Below are 17104 nucleotides of genomic sequence, written 5' to 3'. Positions count from 1 at the left end.
AAGCCTTTCCCTCTCCGAGTCGGAGAGGGACAGGTTTTGTGTAGTTAAGAATATTTGTAGGTTGGGTGGAGCAGAGCGCAACCCAACATATATCAATACGGTTCAGTTAAGGCTTTACTCTTTGTCAAAGTGATTTTTTTTAACGTAGACGCGGAGCGGCTTGCCGGAGACTACCGCAAAGTACGCAAAGAAAGAGAAGGAAGACAAGCTTAACTGAACTGTATTGCAACATATATGATGTTGGGTTGCGCTCCGCTCCACCCAACCTACAATTTTTTTGCAATATTTTAGCCTTGACACGCCACTACAAAATTACGAATTACGAATTAAATGAGCTACGCGTTTTAAAACTTTGACAACAGTATGTAAGTCATCCCCACGATTCAGTGACAGCGTGTACGATAATGCATATCTCGGTGTACCCTGCTTCGTCAACTTAATAAATCTAAATTCATTACCATTGGTGATAAAGCCAAAAACAGGTTTAGCTGAAGTTGCATCTGCCAACATATAAGCCAATGCTTGGGGAATTGCTGGCACTAATGAATATTCTGCTCGTTTTGCCTCAATAACGAGAACCCAAAATGGAGGATGCAACACCAATATGTCAATACGTCCTCTGATAATCGTGCCTTCGTCTTCAGAAGAGATTTTTACCTCTTGTTCTGAGGCAATGTAGAAAGGCGGTTGATAAAAACCTGCTAGACGCAATAGTGGAGATAGCACTACCATTTTGACTACAGGTTCCAAAATAGGATATTTCGATAGATGTAAATATTCTGTCTTGACTTCGTTGAGAGATTGCTTTTCTAAGTCACTCAACTCAGGTAAATCATGCCGCCATTCTGAAAAAAAATCTTCGTCGTCTGCAAGTTGTAGACCAAATTCATCAATCAGTTGGGCTAGGGTGATATCTTTTCCTTGAAGAATTTGAACCATTTGTTGAACCCTTAATTTATCTGCCTAAAAAATCCTCACTTGAAATTTATCCAAAAGACTGCCTTAAAATACAGATTTCAGCAAAGCGATCGCTCTAACCCACAACATAATACTAATCGGCGCTCCAAGTACAATGCCAGCGATCGCCCAGCCTCTCTGATGCGCTTTGAATTGCTCAATACTGCGCCACCGTCTACTTTTCCAAGCCCATTCATTGCCTTTTGCCCCAAGGGCGATCGGCATTACCAAACCAATGTAGGGTACAAAACAGAACACCCCATACCCCACTTTATTCGGCCACATCCACAACCAAGGCATCAGAAACGCGCCCCAATTCCAACCGAGAATTTCCTCTGGGACTGTTTCTATAGTATTAAATACACCGCATCCAGAATTGTTGATTATTTCTTTTAGCGGCAAAAGCTGATTCTTGTTTGCAGATTTGACAGTCAAGCCAGATTTTAGTGCATTTATCGCTTGGTTAGCACTAGTAAATCTTTGCTCGGGAGCCGGTTCTATCAACTTTTGTAGCCAACTGACAAAACTGGGACTGAGGTTAACTCGGTCTGTAAATTGCAGTCGCAAATCCTGTTGGGGTAAATCAGAAGGAGAAGTTCCAGTTAACAAATGAATCAAAGTTGCTCCCAGTGCATAGAGGTCTGAAGCTGGAACCGCTCGACCACCAAATTGTTCCATTGGGGCATAACCATAAGTACCCACAACGGTGAAAGTAACGCCCTCTCTTGCCGCTTTATCTTGAACTGCGCCAAAATCAACTAAATAAATCCGATTATCTTCGCCCCAGATTAAATTACTTGGTTTAATATCTCTATGCAACACTCCCGGATTCAATTCATGTAGATAGGTGAGAATATTTAAAACCTCAACAGCAATTTTTCTCGCTCGCTTTTCACTAAACCTTTTGCCAACAGCAAGTTTATCCTTGAGCGACTCACCAGGGATATATTCTTGGATTAAGGTAAACCAGAGAGTGCGATCGTCGATACAAAAATAATCTATATATCGAGGAATGCAGGGATGATTTAGCTGTTTAAGAATTTGTGCTTCCCTCTCAAAAAGTTTCAAGTCATCCCACTGCACAGTACCGCCAAAGGCCAAAAGTTTGACCACAACGATAGAATTTTCGCCATCAGAGGCTTGTAAATCCAATGCTTGCCAAGTTTGGCGAATTCCATTGTTACCGAGTTGGCGTTGAATTTGATAACGTTCTTGTAATATCTGTTCTGGTTGCAGCATCTTACACCTGCTGGCAGTTTACGCTGATTTCATTCCCTTATATTCAAGGATAGTCATTATCTAGAGAAACTGTCGGAGCCAGATAATTTATTGAAAAAGGAGTATCTCAGCCGTGAGAAAATTTAGAACAGTTGATGAATTTGAAGAAGAGTACTTCCGCAAGCACCCGGAAGAAATTGACGATTATTTGACCGAGATATTTCAGGAATATTCACAATACAAAGATTCCGGCGCGTTGTTGGCATCCTTGCGCGTCGTTGCTGCTGTGCGGGAAATTAGTGAGACTATTGGGTGCAGAATGTGGGTTATAGATAATTTTTGCGATAGTAAGCTTGATATTCCGCAGACAGCAGAGGTTCCCACCAATCACGATGATTGAGATACCATTCAACAGTTAAACGTAAACCCTCAGCAATTGTTACTGAAGGTGTCCAACCAAGCTGAGTTTTAATTTTGTTCGCATTAATTGCATATCTCCTGTCGTGTCCCTGTCTATCTTTGACAAAAGTAATCAACTGCTTTGCTGGACGCACTGGTAAATCAGGTGCTAATTCATCCATCATTTGACACAAAAGTTGCACGAGGTTGATATTTTCCACCTCATTATTGCCACCAATATTATATGTTTCTCCTGGTTTACCCTGATTAATTACCACATCTAAAGCATGGCAATGATCGCCCACATAAAGCCAATCGCGGACATTTTTACCATCGCCATAGACAGGTAATGGTTTCCCGATCAAAGTGTTGATACACATCAGGGGAATTAGCTTTTCGGGAAACTGATAAGGGCCGTAATTATTAGAGCAATTTGTGATAATGGTTGGCAGTTGATAAGTATGATAATAAGCACGCACTAAATGATCGCTACCCGCTTTTGAAGCTGAATAGGGACTATTGGGAGCGTAGGGTGTAGTTTCAGAAAAAGCCGCATCATCTGCGCCCAGACTACCGTAGACTTCATCAGTAGAAACGTGTAGGAAACGATAATCAGATGCCTGTGCCTTTGCCTGCCAATATTGCCGAAAAGCTTCTAGTAGGGTAAAAGTTCCTACCACATTAGTTTGTACAAAAGCCGCGGGCCCAAGAATCGAACGATCAACATGAGATTCAGCGGCAAAATGGGCGATGGTATCAATATTTTCCGTTGATAATAGGTTGTCTATGATGGTGCGATCGCAAATATCCCCCCGCACAAACCGGAAATTCTCTCTTCCCTCAACCAGCGCCAAATTCAGGCGATTCCCCGCGTAGGTAAGAGCATCTAACACCACCACGCGATCATCAGGATAAACCTGACACCAGTGATGTACAAAATTTGCCCCAATAAACCCTGCACCCCCGGTAACTAATAACCGCCGACTCATTCAATTTCCTCTCTTCTCTCTGTGATCTGTGCGCCTCTGCGGTTTGTTTCTATAACTTAAAATATTTCTTCCTCAGCTTCCCATATATCCTCTGAGCGAGTAATTTCGCCATCCGTATTTTCGTGAAATTCTTAATATTAGATGGCTGCTGGATCTTGTGATCAAAAAACTCATTTAACTCATCCAGAATAACTTGGAAACGCTGAATAATATTTTCAGTCCGATGTTCAACCAAAAATTCTTCAGATAAACTAATTGCTCCCGAAGATTCAATTACCTTCAGAATACGTTGCACATCATATTCTTGAGAATATCCAGCAATTTTATAGCAATTAAATCCCGGATCTAAGTAATCAGCCAATCCACCGTTAACACTAGAAAATACTTGACAGCCACAGGCAAGAGCTTCCATTGGTTGCAAACCAAATCCTTCACTAACGCGCTGTTGTGCCCAGTACTCAGCAGAATCATAAAGGTAAACCTTAGCTCGGTTGAATAGTCCAGGCAAATCCTCTATGTATGAATCCACAACCAATACTTTACAACGTTTTTGCAACGCTGGAATCAATTCTTTAATTAAATACTCAGAAGACTTCCGAGCTTGAACTAAAACATCAATATCTCGTTCCAGACCTAAATTTTGAAACTCATCAGAAATTTGATTGGGCAAATAATAAATCAGAGAATTGGGTGATTTTTCTCCCCAATATCCCATCGTATAGCGGCTAACGGTCATGATCGGAATACTTGCAGGTAGTCTAAATGGATAACCTGCGCTATGTGCGTGGTAAACGACATTGTATTGCTTAAGTTTAGCCACAAGTTGAGCTATATCAAATCCCCAACTGATGACAAAAATTACATCATTTAAATTTTTCTCTTCTAGCAAATCATCGAGAAAAAGCTGATCTTTTTCTCGTTGACGGTAAGTTACAACATCAGCACTACAAATATGCTGAACTAGATTAAGTGCTTTTAGTTCTGCCCAAAGACCACCACAGGCAAATTTGCCATCTGTACCGGGGAGTAAGAAGTAAAGTTTTCTCATAATTTCTTTAAGGGAGTAGGAAATGGGGAGTAGAGAATTGGGAGTAGGGGGAGATGAGGGAGTAATATTTTCTTTAATCCCCCTCATCCCCCTCATCCCTACTCTTGCCAGCCCACTTTAACAAAATGTGCCTCACGTCCCCAAACGTCCCGTGTACGGGTAATATTTTCAATTGCTAGGTTAAAAGGAATGGCAGTTGTTAGGTAACGCTGTGCCATAGAACCTAAATTAGGCGCGAGTTCTGCGGCTGTCGTTGCTGCTAACCCCAAACCTATAAGTTGCTCGATTGGTCGAAATGGTAGCAACAGATGCACACCCACAGCTAGGCCAGCTGTTAAGAGCATTGCTACTGATAAATTTGTGCCACAACGGGGATGTACAGCCAAATCCCATTCTCCGCTGGTGATGCGATGTCGAGCAAGTGTGACTGCACGCCGCAAATCACTAATATTTACCTCACCATAGAGGTAGAATCCATGCTCAGTAGACAAACCACCTAATAGCTCATTATCTAGTTGAACATTAGTGGATTCTCCTCTAGCTGGATAGGCACTTTTTGATTCGCTAAGAACCCAAATAGTAGCGTGTTCTAGGGCATGAACCTGCCGCAACATCAAAATTTCTTTCAACCCTGGAATAAACGATAGCTGTCTGAGTAAGTCGGCGTCTTGTGTGGGTTGCGGAAACTCTAAAAATTGGTCTTCAAGACTCGGAACTTTCTCAGATACAGGTGTCGTAAAATCAAAGTTAAAAAATTCAAAGGGAGACGAGCTACCCTGAAAAGAAGCGGAAGTATTCATTGGAACACTACTCCCAAAGCCGATGGGGCAACATAGATTTCTTTCAAATGTAACGCTTGCACCACTGAATTGTTGCTAATTTTTGTAGATGATTTTTAGTTAGGGAATGGGGCATTGAAAAGAGGCAGAGGGGCGGGGTGCGGGGGGGAAAACTCTTCTCTCTTGCTCCCTGCTCCCTGCCCCCTTGCTTCTTCCCCAGTCCCACATCTGTTTTACTGAGTAAGAAATTCTGATCTTTATAGTTTCCGAGTCCGAGGGTCAGCTGGCTCCACTAACATAAACTCCGGCTGAGTGAAGGACTCGGAACTTTTGGTAGAGTGTTCACACTGAAAACTTAGGCGTGAAGATGGGAAAATCAGTAAAACTAAAAATTGGCTTGTAACTATACCAGACCAAAGCAATTACGTTGCTACTAGTAAATTGCTTATTCGATCTGGTTAGGCAAAGTACAGCAATTGACATCGTTCAAACAGACTTTGCCCCACTGTAAAGCCCAGCGGACAAGGGCTACTCGATTTTCTGTCTCGGTCTTGGTGAGAATATTACTGATATGGTTATCAACTGTACGCTTGCTAATCTCCAGTTTTCCTGCAATCTCTTGGTTAGTTAAGCCAGCGGCTACTAAGTCGATAATTTGCAGTTCTCTGTCTGACAGACTAACGGGGGTCTCAGACTTGCCACCAGCCATGACTATTTCTATCCTCCCTTGGTATATGTACTCAATCGCTCTTTCTAATTCTAGAAGATTCTTTTCTTGGTAGGGGTTTCGAGTGTTAGCAGTAATAAGATTGTCAATATTTTCTTTGGATTTCAAGTTGGTATAAATGTAACATACGCGGTAATCAAAGTAATAAATATAGCTCATTATGGCGAATGTATTGTCTAAGCACTGAGATAAAAAATGAGCATTAGAAGCATATATATAGTAGATGAGTAATAAAAATTGCTATTTAATTCTATGAAGGACTGGCGACAGATTAGCAAAAATTATTGTAGATTTTATACTGTAAATTCCTAATCCCAAATCTAAATCTAAAATTTAAAATGAGATGAGCAATCCCCGTGTTTTGTGCCTTGGTGAAATTTTGTTTGATTGTTTAGCCGATCAATTGGGGCTAAAGCTGGAAGAAGTGAAATCTTGGACTCCCTATCCAGGAGGGGCACCTGCTAATGTCGCCTGTGCTTTAGTCAAGTTGGGGACATCAGCGGGATTTATTGGAGCTGTTGGCGAAGATGAACCAGGGAATGCATTGGTCAAGCTATTACAAGATGTAGGTGTAGAAACGACGGGGGTACAACGCCATCCCACAGCGCCAACGCGGCAAGTTTATGTTACACGGGATCTGGCTGGCGATCGCACCTTTGCCGGATTTGGTCAGTATGATACTTCTGAATTTGCCGATACTCGCCTGCAAGCTAAACAATTGCCAAATTCACTGTTTCAAGAGGCAGATTTTCTGGTTTTGGGTACTTTGGAATTAGCCTATCCTGAAAGTGAAGAGGCAATTCACCGCGCTTTAGAGTTAGCAGAACATTATGACTTGAAAATTGTGCTGGATGTCAACTGGCGTCCTGTATTTTGGGATGAACCAAACATCGCTCATCAAAAAATTCCAGAATTATTTAAGCGAGTTGATTTCCTGAAACTCTCTAAAGAAGAAGCTGAATGGCTATTTGAAACCGCAGATCCCGGAGCCATCACTTACCGTCTAGCTTCAATTGAGGGGGTACTGGTGACAGATGGGGAAAACGGTTGCACCTATTGTCTGGGTGAGAACGAAGGCAAATTACCCTCGTTTTCCATTCCTGTAGTTGATACAACTGGTGCTGGAGATAGCTTTTTGGCAGGATTTATCCATCAGTTGAGTCAGTATGGTATCCACAGCTTGCGGGATGCAGAAATCGCAAAACGCATTGTCACTTATGCCAGTGCTGTTGGAGCGCTGACTACCATTAAAGCAGGTGCGATCGCTTCTCAACCAACAAGCGCTGAAGTCGAAGCTTTTCTAGCTACCCATCAACTTTAGAAATTAGCACAAGCCACTGGAGTATCAGCCACCAAAGGCTGATATTCTCAATAGTCTGTCAATAAATAATTGATAGATAAATTCACTGTAGAGACGGCGATTTATCGCGTCTCTTATTTATCGCTTCTCTCTAACCGTCAAAATGAATTTAACAGACTAGTAGTTGGACTCTACAAAACGCATCAAAAGTCTTGAACATGAAAAAAATATTAAATCTTAATGCTTTAATTATCTGCATAAACAGCAATCCTGATACATATAAGTGAATAGAAAGTAAAAATTAGCTTAAGGTATTGGGAAAGCATTATGAAAAACATTACAAAATGGCTTCTGGGTTTGGCGATTGTTCCTGCAAGTTTAGTATTAGTATCTAGTCATGCTAAAGCCAGTCAGATAGCTGGTGAGTGGTTCTTTGGTCTCTGGGATTGTAATATTGACGGTAGACCAGCCAAAATGCAGTGGAAAGTAGTAGATGACCCACAAACTACTTGTAGTGGTGATGTTTGCTCTACGACTTCTGGTGTCCGTCTCGTCGGACGGTTCAGTGATAATGGTAGTGCCTGGGTTCCTCTAGGAAAACGTTTTTCCAGCACAAAAAGACAGGATTTAGGTATTCGTTATTTAGGTGCAGAACAAGATAACTGGTATCTCAAATACAACACTCGTACTAAAATCGCAGATGGTTGGACGACATGGCGGGGTAAGCGTTACCCACTGCAATGTCGTAATCGCAGATAAACTTTAATGTCGAACACGCTAAGAGGTTGTTTGAAAAGTATTTAGTTGTGATTTGGGGCACTTGTTGATCCCCCCTAACCCCCCTTAAGAAGGGGGGAACCGGAGTCAAAGTCCCCCTTTTTAAGGGGGATTTAGGGGGATCTGAACGTTTTGCTACTGGGAAGTAGACTTTTCAAACAACCTCTAACACCACATTTTGATTTAACTTGACAGGCTAATACTAAAGTATGGTCTTAACTTGCTGCCACAGATTATCAATGCTCACAAACTCATAACCTTGTTGTAGTAGTTGCGGAATGAGAATTTGAATTGTGGCAGCAACATCTTGTCCACCGCAAGCACCATCATGCAAAACAATTATTGAACCATTTTTAACCTGCTGCATAATTCGCTCGATCACAGTGGTTACACCTGGACGTACCCAGTCTTCGGGTACAACGCTCCACATCACTGGGCGGTAATTCCACTGAAAGAACAATTTTAAAGTAGCAGGTGTAAATAAACCATTGGGAGGGCGGACATCTCGCACTTGTTCGGGTTGCAGATTGCAGGCGTTGTAGATAGCAGCTTGGGTTTTTTCTAAAGTTTCCTTTAAGTCATTTGGGGAAAGTAGGGGAAAAGAGCGATGATCGTAGCCATGTAATCCGATCCAGTGTCCGCGATCGCTAACGGCTTTTGCAATGGCTGGTGAACGGTTGACACAAACACCCAACCAAAAAAAACTCGCTGTAATCTTGTAACGATCTAATACAGCCAAGACTTCAGGTGTGTATTGAGGATGTGGTCCATCATCGAATGTGAGTGCGATCGCTTTAGTCTGAGAATTTCCACGCCAAAGACAGTTGGGAAAACTCGGCTGGAGAATGCGGTAGAAAATTGGGAAGAGGGGAGCTAGTTGCATTTTGCGTTTATCTGCTGCTGACAACTTTTTGTAGGTGTTGCTTACGAAACTGCGTAGGCGTAGCCCGTCGTAGACATCGCACCGCATACAATGCCTCAATATTCTAGCCAAATTGGATGCCTTGGTAAGCGATTGCCACAGGAGGGGCAAGGAAGCACAGGATATCTTTCAGCAGTTTTCATAAGAGTGAAATGATCTTGATTGATCCCATCTCCAAAATATGGATCGATAAGCATAGGATTAGCTGTTTTTCCCCGCCAATTACAAGAATTACAGGTTAATGTTTCCAAGTGGACTCTTTGGAAGTTTGCTTCTATTTCCACAAAAATATATGGCATCCATATCTTCTCTCTCATCGATAATTTTCCAAGTCCCAAGTGAAGCTCAGGGTATTTTTGAGTAAACTCAAGCCCTGACCAAAGCAAATCTAAAACAGCCAGTGGCATCTCATCAATCAAGGGGTTTAATCGCAAAGTTTCCCAGTCTTCTTGGCTGGGGAATAAGATTTCTTGACCGTCAATACAAGTGTGTTTGATGCTGGGTTGATTTGAGTTCATGAGCTTGATGACATACTTTTATACTAAACCTCTCTCCCTTTTACCAAGAAGATGGGGAGAGTGGGGATGCTTTGTAACAAAATCTGTAACAGCAATACTATTTAAGCTAGCACTCGTCTAAATTGATGAGAAATCTACGGGTAATCCCGGAATTTACAGATTAATGTTGCTCAAAGATATACGAGATTATCAAATTCTATTTCTCGGCTTGTTCCTAGTCTTGGGAATCGGGACACGAGATTGGACGCTGCGGCCAGAATTGATTGGGGTAGTGATCGCCACTTGTCTAGCAACCCAATGGATCTTGTCATGGTTCGCAGGGAAAGAACAAGTAACGAATCTTCGCAGTGCTTTAATCACCTCACTGGGACTCAGTTTACTGTTGCGAGCTGATCATTGGACGACAATGGCGATCGCGGCAGCAATGGCGATCACCAGCAAATTTATTTTCCAAGTCGGCGATAAGCATTTCTTCAATCCCGCCAATTTTGGCATCATATCTGCCTTGATTCTCACCCCCGATGCTTGGGTTTCGCCGGGACAATGGGGTGAAGAGTGGTGGTATGGGCTATTATTTTTCGGCACTGGTGGCATGATTTTGCAGCGCGTTGGTCGTTGGGACACCACAGCAGCTTTTTTAGGTTCCTACTCTTTGCTAGAAGCCATTCGCAACCTCTGGCTGGGTTGGACTTGGGATGTTTACTGGCATCGATTGATGAGCGGATCTTTGCTGCTGTTCGCCCTATTTATGATTACAGATCCGCGATCGATCCCTAATTCTCGAATTGGGCGTGTCGTTTGGGCAATCTGCATCGCCGGATTAACCTTTATCCTGCGAAATTATTTCTTTGTTTCCACAGCAGTTTTCTGGGCGCTGTTTGCCCTTGCACCGTTGAGCATCTTGCTAGATGTTCTCTGGTTAGCGCCGAGGTTTGCTTGGCAAGAAAAAGATGAAGAAGTAGGGGAAAAACTGCTTACTCAGCACTCCTAACTCTTGTACAGAGGCGATTCATCGCGTCTCTAGTCTCTGGCATTAAAAATTAGAGGTATAAAAAATGAAGTTTTTTCGACTTTTAACACCATTATTGTTAGCAATTGTAGCTGTTTTGTGCTTTGCACCAGCAGCTTGGGCATTTTGTGGATTTTATGTAGCCAAAGCTGATACAAAACTGTATAACAAAGCTTCTCAGGTAGTGATAGCGCGAGATGGCGATCGCACTATCCTAACAATGGCAAACGACTTTCAAGGCGAAGTCAAAGATTTTGCAATAGTAATACCAGTGCCAACGGTGCTGCAAAAAGAACAAGTTCACGTCACTGAACCCAAGATTATCGAGCGCCTAGATGCTTTTAGTGCGCCGCGATTAGTAGAATATTTCGACTCAGATCCCTGTGCCCCAATAGGTAATTACGATCGGATGGATGCAGTACCAGCGCCAGCTGCCGCCAGAAGTGAGGCTGGGAATGCAAGGGGCGATGCTAGTTTAGGCGTAACAGTCGAAGCTCGTTTCAATGTTGGCGAATATGACATTGTGATCCTCAGTGCAAAAGAATCTGGCGGACTCGAAACTTGGCTCAAACGCAATGGCTACAAAATTCCCAGAGGTGCGAAACAGTTACTTCAGCCTTATATTCGCTCCTCAATGAAATTCTTTGTTGCCAAAGTTAACTTAGATAAATTTGAGCAGTCTGGCTACCAGTTCCTCCGTCCGCTACAAATTTCCTACCAATCGCCTAAATTCATGCTGCCAATTCGTTTAGGTATGATCAATGCCACAAAAGAGCAGGATTTGATTGTCTACATTCTCTCACCTCAAGGACAGGCAGAAATCACCAACTACCGGACTGTGAAAATTCCCTCCAACGAGAATATTCCCTTGTTTGTCAAAGAAGAATTTGGAGAATTCTACAAATCCATGTTTCAAACTGCCTACACCAAAGAAGATAGGAAAGTTGGTTTTTTAGAATACGCTTGGGATATGAGTAGTTGCGATCCTTGTTCTGCTGAACCCCTAACCCCAGAGGAACTCAAGCAAGCAGGCGTGTTTTGGCTAGATGATAATTCTGCAAGCGATGTGCCAGTCAGCCCCGGTTTTCGTCGTCCCTTTCCCAGAAGCAATAATGTCTTCATTTCTCGACTGCATGTCCGCTACACCCGCGACAAATTCCCTGAAGACTTGATATTTCAACAAACTGCCAACAGAGAATCTTTCCAAGGGCGTTATGTTTTGCAACATCCGTTCCAAGGGGAACTAAAATGTCAGGCGGGTAGAGAATATAAACGGTCTTTGCCCAAGCGTTTTGAGCAAGAAGCGCAAACTTTAGCTAAACTAACCAACTGGAAAATCCAAGACATTCGTAACAAAATGAACCTAAGTGTCGGTAATTTGAGATATTCTTGGTGGGAAAATTTATTATCTTGGGTAGGATTGTATTAAAAACAATGGCTACGGTATAGGGACAAGTCCTAAATAATCCTTGCTTGGTAAGATACAAACCTTAGTAGGCAAGGATTTAGATTGAGTAAAATTATCAACAAATATGAACCCCATACCACAATACAGTTCAGAATGAGCAACAAAATACTTGTAGAGACGGCGATTTATCGCGTCTCGAAAGGCTGTAAATTCTCTTAGCTGTTAATAATTTGTTCCACAGCAACAAAAACATTTGGGAATACAAGCGGTTGAATTGTTCCCCCAGCTAATGTCAGTTTTGTTGCGTATTCTCCATCTAAGATTTCTCGAAACACTATCAGATGTAACTTTTTTAGATTAACAACCCAATATTCTAAAATACCGGCTTCTGCATATATTTTGCTTTTTGTCTCTAAATCTTTTTCTAAACTAGAGTTAGAATACTCAATCAACCAGAAAATGTTTTCTGGATATGGATGATGCTGTCGATACTCGCGGCCTAAAGGTTGAACAATGGCAATATCTGGTTCTGGTTCCGAGTCGTTGGGTAGTGTAATTGGTTTAGCATGACGAATTTTAGCTCGTCCAGCCAATAACTTTGCTAGATAGTCACCAGCTTCACCACTACTATAAGCGTGAGGTTCTCCTTCCGGCGACATTTCGACAATTTCTCCTTTAAGTAGTTCAACTTTGCGATCGCTCAAAATGCCAGCGTCAATCATGCGGTGATATTCGTCAATCGTCCACTTAGCAACTATCACACTCATGACGATTGATTCCTCCCAATGATTCTTGATACTCTTTTATTTTAAAGGCACTTCAGGTCTGATTCAGAATCAGTCAATTGAAGCTAAAGACATACCAGAAAGCATGTGATAAAACTGATACACAGACTGAGATGAGAGCTTAGTAACTATAAAATAGTCGAGTATGCAATTATGTTAAGAGAAACTTCGTTAGCGTTAGTGCAGATCGCCATAGGCATCGCTACTTTTGTTATTCCCTTGACTAGCTACACCCATAGTCAAGTAAACGCTACCACCACTAACTATCAAATTTCTCAGAATACGAATAATCAATCAACAGGAATAACTATTGAACGTCTAGGAATAGGTGGAGTGAAACTTTCTATGTCCGAGACGCAAGTCAGAAAAATTTTAGGTAAACCTGTAAAAATAGAAAATGGCTTTATAGCTGCTATTGGTAAAGTTCGTACTCTGAAATATGCAGGCATTACAGTTGATTTAGATGAAGGTGCTAAACCAGGTAACTTTACTGTTTATCAAATCAAAGCAACTAGTTCTAAATATTCCACAATAGATGGAGTAAAAGTAGGTGACAGACAATCAAAAGTAATTAGAACCTATGGAAAAACTGAAATATCCCAAGATGGTAAAGTTACCAATTTAAATTACATAGTTGAACAACCCAGCCCTGGAGGTTTAAATTTTTCTTTTGAAAAAGGTAAAATAACAGAAATTTTCTGTTTTTATCTGATGAATTAAGCTAAAATTTTATTTCTCAATTGGCTTCAGGAATGTTGTTAATGATGGGAGTACATTCCCCTTGCTCAACAATATACTTTGCCAGCATATTCTCTAAATCATCATAAAACCGCACCTCGATTCCAGAAGCGTGAGAAATCCACTGAGCGTTATCGAAATATTGTTCTATTGAAAAATCCTGTGCAGGATAGGTACAACACCAAGCTGACCATTCAATTGTCCTCCAGGTATAGCCTTCAGCGTTAAGTAAATGTTTGATTGCGTAAGTGCCATTTCTACCTTTTCTAGCCTGATTACCAACTTTAACAGTAATGCACTGTATGCTTCCAACAAAAGGCGGATAATCTAACCAATCAAGTAAGTTAATTCTTTTCCTACTTTTTAATTCTTCAAGGAAAGGAGAAAAATTTTTAGTTTCTGTAATAATAAATAAATGCTCTACTGCACGAGTTAAAGCAACATAAAAAAGGCGACGCTCCTCGTCAACTACTTGCTCAATGCTATCACCGAAAACACGGCTAAACATCAAATCAGGGTGTATTAATGGGTAACAACGAGGGACAGCATCAAGTATTATAACTACATCATTCTGAAGACCTTTATACTTGTGAGCGGTTGATATGCTTACAGCTTTCCTTGAGTCTTCAGGAAGATAGGAGCGTACCAAGTTTAAGAACTTGTCGAGTACGCCATCTTTTGATTTACCTTTACCATAATTCACATACCAAGGTAAACTATTCTTGCGGCTGAGTAAAACTACATTTTTTCTATCCTTGATAGCTTTGTCTACTAAGCGCAATATAGCAGGCGTTATACTGTCCCCTGGATGTTCCTCTTGCTCTTTGGGAGTTGGATTAAATTGTCCTATATCAGCAATTTCAACTGTTCCAAATATGGTTTTGTGGGCGCGTGCAGGAGTACCCAATCCATGCATCAATGTATTACCTATATCGACAATTGAAGTAGCAGAACGGTAATTAGTAGCTATATTTAATTTTTGCGAAGGCTGAAAAAACTGTGCGAAATTCTGGTAAAAGCGAAGATCAGAACCAGCAAAACCATTAATTGCTTGCCAGTCATCACCAACACAGAAAAATTGTGCTTGAAGATTTTGTTGTCGAATTGCTTCTATTAAATGGTGGAAAAGTTCTGAGAAATCTTGATATTCATCAATGAGAATGTATCGAAGACACTTTAAATTGCCAATACCAGATTTGCGACGAAATACGGTTTGTCCTGATGCAACAGTTGTCGCAGCTTTTTGCATTAGTCCATCAAAATCATCCTCGCCTGTTGTCTGAAGCTGTTCTAAATAGGACTGATAAAACTTTTGTGCAAGCTCCAAAAAACGCTGCTCGACATCACTAGCACACTTATGATTATCAACGAGAGAGGCTAATTTTTCTGAAGTGAGGGAGAGTTTGCGACAACGCTGGATAAATCCTTCTACTACTTTGGTAAAACGGTCTATAACTCTAAGTCTAATTTTTGTCCAAATCTCGTCTTCAGTCAAGCGATCGCACCTAACACCATAACTTTCAAGACATCGCTTAAGTAAAGCACAAAAATCTTCTACTCCTTCAAATCTGAGGGTTGTCGGGGATAATTCCACAAAATCCCAGTTAGGATGATTTCGCCAATATTCTCGCTTTTGTTCTGATAAAATATCGTAATCTGGATCGCCTTCTAGTCCAAAATATTCAATAACTATCCCTTGATTTTCTCCAATCGTAAAGTCAGGACGATAATTAATGCCATCCCACCAAAAGTTACGCTCGTATTTATATGTAATGTTGTGTTCTAATAAAAAATTAGCAATTACTTTCTCACCAAAAGACTTGTAGTAGTGTCCATCAAGCCCTTCTCTTGGCAATGAGCGACGGTAACGCAACATTTCTTCAGGACTTTTATCATAACCATCCCAAGCCATGCGCTCCCAGTCTTCACGAAACTTCGCCATCATCAAAACGCGAATTTTTTCATAAACATCTGGCTTGCGGTGATACTCATAAATTACAGTCTGTAAAGCTTGGGCTTTGTTCTGTTGTCCATCTGGTTCATTGAAAAGAATGCTTTTTTCTGGATGAACTAAAGCATAAGCTAATGCATGAAAAGTCATTACATGAGGAATAGAGCTTTGTAATTGTAGAGTAAGGCGCTCTCGTATTTCTTCCGCAGCCTTGCGATTGAAAGCTAAAAGTAATATTTCATGAGGTGCAACACCGCAATGTTTTTGTAAAAATAAAGCTCAATTTACCAAAGTTGAAGTTTTGCCACTTCCAGCCCGTGCTACTACTTGTATATGACCTTCCACAGCACCAATTGCTGCTGCTTGCTCAAGGTCAGGTGAGGTATTTAAGTTAGCTTTTACCCAAAATTGCACATAATTTAACTTTTCAGCTTGGTACTCTTGAAATGATATGTATTCCCTACATTGGGCTTGATAAAATTTGTCAGTGTTGAGAAAATTTTCCTCAAATTGATTTTTTAAGCTATGAAGTAAAGCCTCTTTTTCTGCCTTTCTTTTTTCTGCCTCTTGCTTTCGTCTTTCTATCTCTCGTATTTCTGCTTCTCGTCTTTCTATTTCTCGTCGTTGCGCCTCTTGCCTTTCTAAGTCTAATCTCCTCTCTTCTTGCTTTCTTTGTGCTAATTCAATAATTTCCTCACGATAAAGAGGTGGAATAATCTTATTAAATTGTTTAACAAATGCTTCTCTTTTATATCTAACTTTAAATCTATTACCATAATCTATTCTAATTAATACTTCTGATGTTTTTTGATTCAGAATTGTATCAACTTTTCCTTGTGTAAAATATTTTATTCCTTCTATTTGTTTTTTTAAGTTTTTATACTTAACTTTTTCTTGAATGCGGCTAACTTTTCGTCCAATAAGGAGCCTCCAGAGATTATCATCATTATCCCCTATTATTTCTACAAAACTTTGAATATTGTCAATCTGTGAACTGTTATCCATCTCTGCTTTACTCTTACTCAACTGCTTGTAGCGACTTAAACGCCTATTCTTAGTTTTCCCACAGACAGAGCATAATTAACAGCGAAGCAGAAATTATAGAAGGTATTAAGGTTAGATTCATCTGCTGTTTGTGTTTTTGTGATATTGGTAGACAACAAAAAAACGGCAGATAAGTTTTGTCTTCTACCGTTTTTTGAATATTGATTTTTATCTACTCATTTAAATGAAGAACTGAAACTTACTTTTAACATTACTCTTCTATAAGTTGTCTCAGTTCATCCATATTCGAGGAAAATTTTAGTTCACTATTTTGCTGTTCTACTTGCGCCGCCTGAAAATTTTGATAAATCCCTTCATGCCTTTCTTCTCGTAGATATTGCTGCAATAACAGTTGAATTTCTAACTTTTCTTCGCTGGAAAGACTTTTAATTGCTTCAACTACATCACTGAAGGTCATAACTTGGAATACCTTTTAGTGTTTATTCGCTCAATCTAATATGCCAACGATAAAGCTAAAATTTTAAATACTATTCAACCCCTTGGGGTAATAATTCTCATGTTAAGGAATAGGTTG

General features: G+C 40.7%; 17 protein-coding genes and 1 pseudogene. 5 read left to right on the top strand and 13 right to left on the bottom strand.

All coding sequences use genetic code 11. The features are described from left to right. Positions 1–312: 312 nt before the first annotated feature. The 6 genes from V7L07_RS13220 to V7L07_RS13195 all read right to left on the bottom strand — a co-directional run bounded on the left by V7L07_RS13220 (position 313) and on the right by V7L07_RS13195 (position 6099). Positions 313–939 carry a type I restriction enzyme HsdR N-terminal domain-containing protein gene (locus V7L07_RS13220; RefSeq protein WP_335058433.1) on the bottom strand — a complete coding sequence of 209 codons (627 nt, stop codon included), beginning with the start codon at positions 937–939 and terminating at the stop codon, positions 313–315. Positions 940–1002: 63 nt separating this feature from the next. After that, positions 1003–2196, bottom strand: coding sequence for a serine/threonine protein kinase (locus tag V7L07_RS13215; protein WP_335058431.1), 1194 nt, complete (start codon positions 2194–2196; stop codon positions 1003–1005). Positions 2197–2501: 305 nt separating this feature from the next. Continuing rightward, a complete protein-coding gene (gene rfbB, locus V7L07_RS13210; RefSeq protein WP_335058429.1) occupies positions 2502–3563 on the bottom strand; it encodes a dTDP-glucose 4,6-dehydratase in 1062 nt (353 codons plus the stop codon). Positions 3564–3612: 49 nt separating this feature from the next. Continuing rightward, positions 3613–4611 (bottom strand): glycosyltransferase, encoded by a 999-nt coding sequence (locus V7L07_RS13205; protein WP_335058427.1) that lies wholly within the window; start codon positions 4609–4611, stop codon positions 3613–3615. Positions 4612–4709: 98 nt separating this feature from the next. Continuing rightward, entirely contained in the window at positions 4710–5411 is a 702-nt protein-coding gene (locus tag V7L07_RS13200; RefSeq protein ID WP_335058424.1) for a DUF6391 domain-containing protein, read from the bottom strand. A 424-nt stretch (positions 5412–5835) separates the two neighbouring features. After that, positions 5836–6099 (bottom strand): helix-turn-helix domain-containing protein, encoded by a 264-nt coding sequence (locus V7L07_RS13195; RefSeq protein WP_069073632.1) that lies wholly within the window; start codon positions 6097–6099, stop codon positions 5836–5838. Positions 6100–6460: 361 nt separating this feature from the next. Here V7L07_RS13195 and V7L07_RS13190 point away from each other — a divergent pair, with 361 nt between their 5' ends. Both V7L07_RS13190 and V7L07_RS13185 read left to right on the top strand, forming a co-directional pair. Then, positions 6461–7438 (top strand): carbohydrate kinase family protein, encoded by a 978-nt coding sequence (locus V7L07_RS13190; RefSeq protein WP_335058422.1) that lies wholly within the window; start codon positions 6461–6463, stop codon positions 7436–7438. Between the two features lie 306 nt (positions 7439–7744). Next, a complete protein-coding gene (locus tag V7L07_RS13185; RefSeq protein WP_335058420.1) occupies positions 7745–8176 on the top strand; it encodes a DUF6006 family protein in 432 nt (143 codons plus the stop codon). Between the two features lie 220 nt (positions 8177–8396). Here the strand turns inward: V7L07_RS13185 and V7L07_RS13180 are convergent, their stop codons facing one another. Both V7L07_RS13180 and V7L07_RS13175 read right to left on the bottom strand, forming a co-directional pair. After that, positions 8397–9077 (bottom strand): polysaccharide deacetylase family protein, encoded by a 681-nt coding sequence (locus V7L07_RS13180; protein WP_335058510.1) that lies wholly within the window; start codon positions 9075–9077, stop codon positions 8397–8399. A gap of 95 nt (positions 9078–9172) precedes the next feature. Then, the gene (locus V7L07_RS13175) at positions 9173–9634 is read right to left on the bottom strand and encodes a hypothetical protein (protein WP_335058418.1); all 462 of its coding nucleotides are present in this window, start codon (positions 9632–9634) and stop codon (positions 9173–9175) included. Positions 9635–9797: 163 nt separating this feature from the next. Between V7L07_RS13175 and V7L07_RS13170 the strand changes: the two genes are divergently transcribed. Both V7L07_RS13170 and V7L07_RS13165 read left to right on the top strand, forming a co-directional pair. Further along, entirely contained in the window at positions 9798–10625 is an 828-nt protein-coding gene (locus V7L07_RS13170; RefSeq protein WP_335058416.1) for an RnfABCDGE type electron transport complex subunit D, read from the top strand. 64 nt (positions 10626–10689) lie between these two features. After that, positions 10690–12072 (top strand): DUF2330 domain-containing protein, encoded by a 1383-nt coding sequence (locus V7L07_RS13165; RefSeq protein WP_335058414.1) that lies wholly within the window; start codon positions 10690–10692, stop codon positions 12070–12072. Positions 12073–12266: 194 nt separating this feature from the next. Here V7L07_RS13165 and V7L07_RS13160 read toward each other — a convergent pair whose 3' ends face one another. Continuing rightward, positions 12267–12818: a Uma2 family endonuclease gene (locus V7L07_RS13160; protein WP_335058412.1), complete on the bottom strand. Its 552-nt coding sequence runs from the start codon at positions 12816–12818 to the stop codon at positions 12267–12269. 171 nt (positions 12819–12989) lie between these two features. Between V7L07_RS13160 and V7L07_RS13155 the strand changes: the two genes are divergently transcribed. Continuing rightward, a complete protein-coding gene (locus V7L07_RS13155; RefSeq protein ID WP_335058411.1) occupies positions 12990–13556 on the top strand; it encodes a hypothetical protein in 567 nt (188 codons plus the stop codon). A 16-nt stretch (positions 13557–13572) separates the two neighbouring features. Here V7L07_RS13155 and V7L07_RS13150 read toward each other — a convergent pair whose 3' ends face one another. From V7L07_RS13150 to V7L07_RS13135, 4 genes and pseudogenes are all read right to left on the bottom strand, one after another. Beyond that, positions 13573–14490, bottom strand: a complete 918-nt coding sequence (locus tag V7L07_RS13150; protein ID WP_335058508.1) for a 3'-5' exonuclease — start codon at positions 14488–14490, stop codon at positions 13573–13575. An 87-nt stretch (positions 14491–14577) separates the two neighbouring features. Next, a pseudogene (locus V7L07_RS13145) lies at positions 14578–15777 on the bottom strand (UvrD-helicase domain-containing protein); the annotation flags it as partial. A 27-nt stretch (positions 15778–15804) separates the two neighbouring features. After that, a complete protein-coding gene (locus tag V7L07_RS13140; protein WP_335058410.1) occupies positions 15805–16530 on the bottom strand; it encodes a hypothetical protein in 726 nt (241 codons plus the stop codon). A gap of 250 nt (positions 16531–16780) precedes the next feature. Next, entirely contained in the window at positions 16781–16987 is a 207-nt protein-coding gene (locus V7L07_RS13135; protein WP_335058409.1) for a hypothetical protein, read from the bottom strand. Between the last annotated feature and the right edge of the window lie 117 nt (positions 16988–17104).

The sequence above is a fragment of the Nostoc sp. genome, assembly GCF_036916985.1.
Lineage (GTDB): Bacteria > Cyanobacteriota > Cyanobacteriia > Cyanobacteriales > Nostocaceae > Nostoc.
Note: the sequence above shows the minus strand (reverse complement) of the source record. Positions and strands in the feature narration are given on the sequence as shown.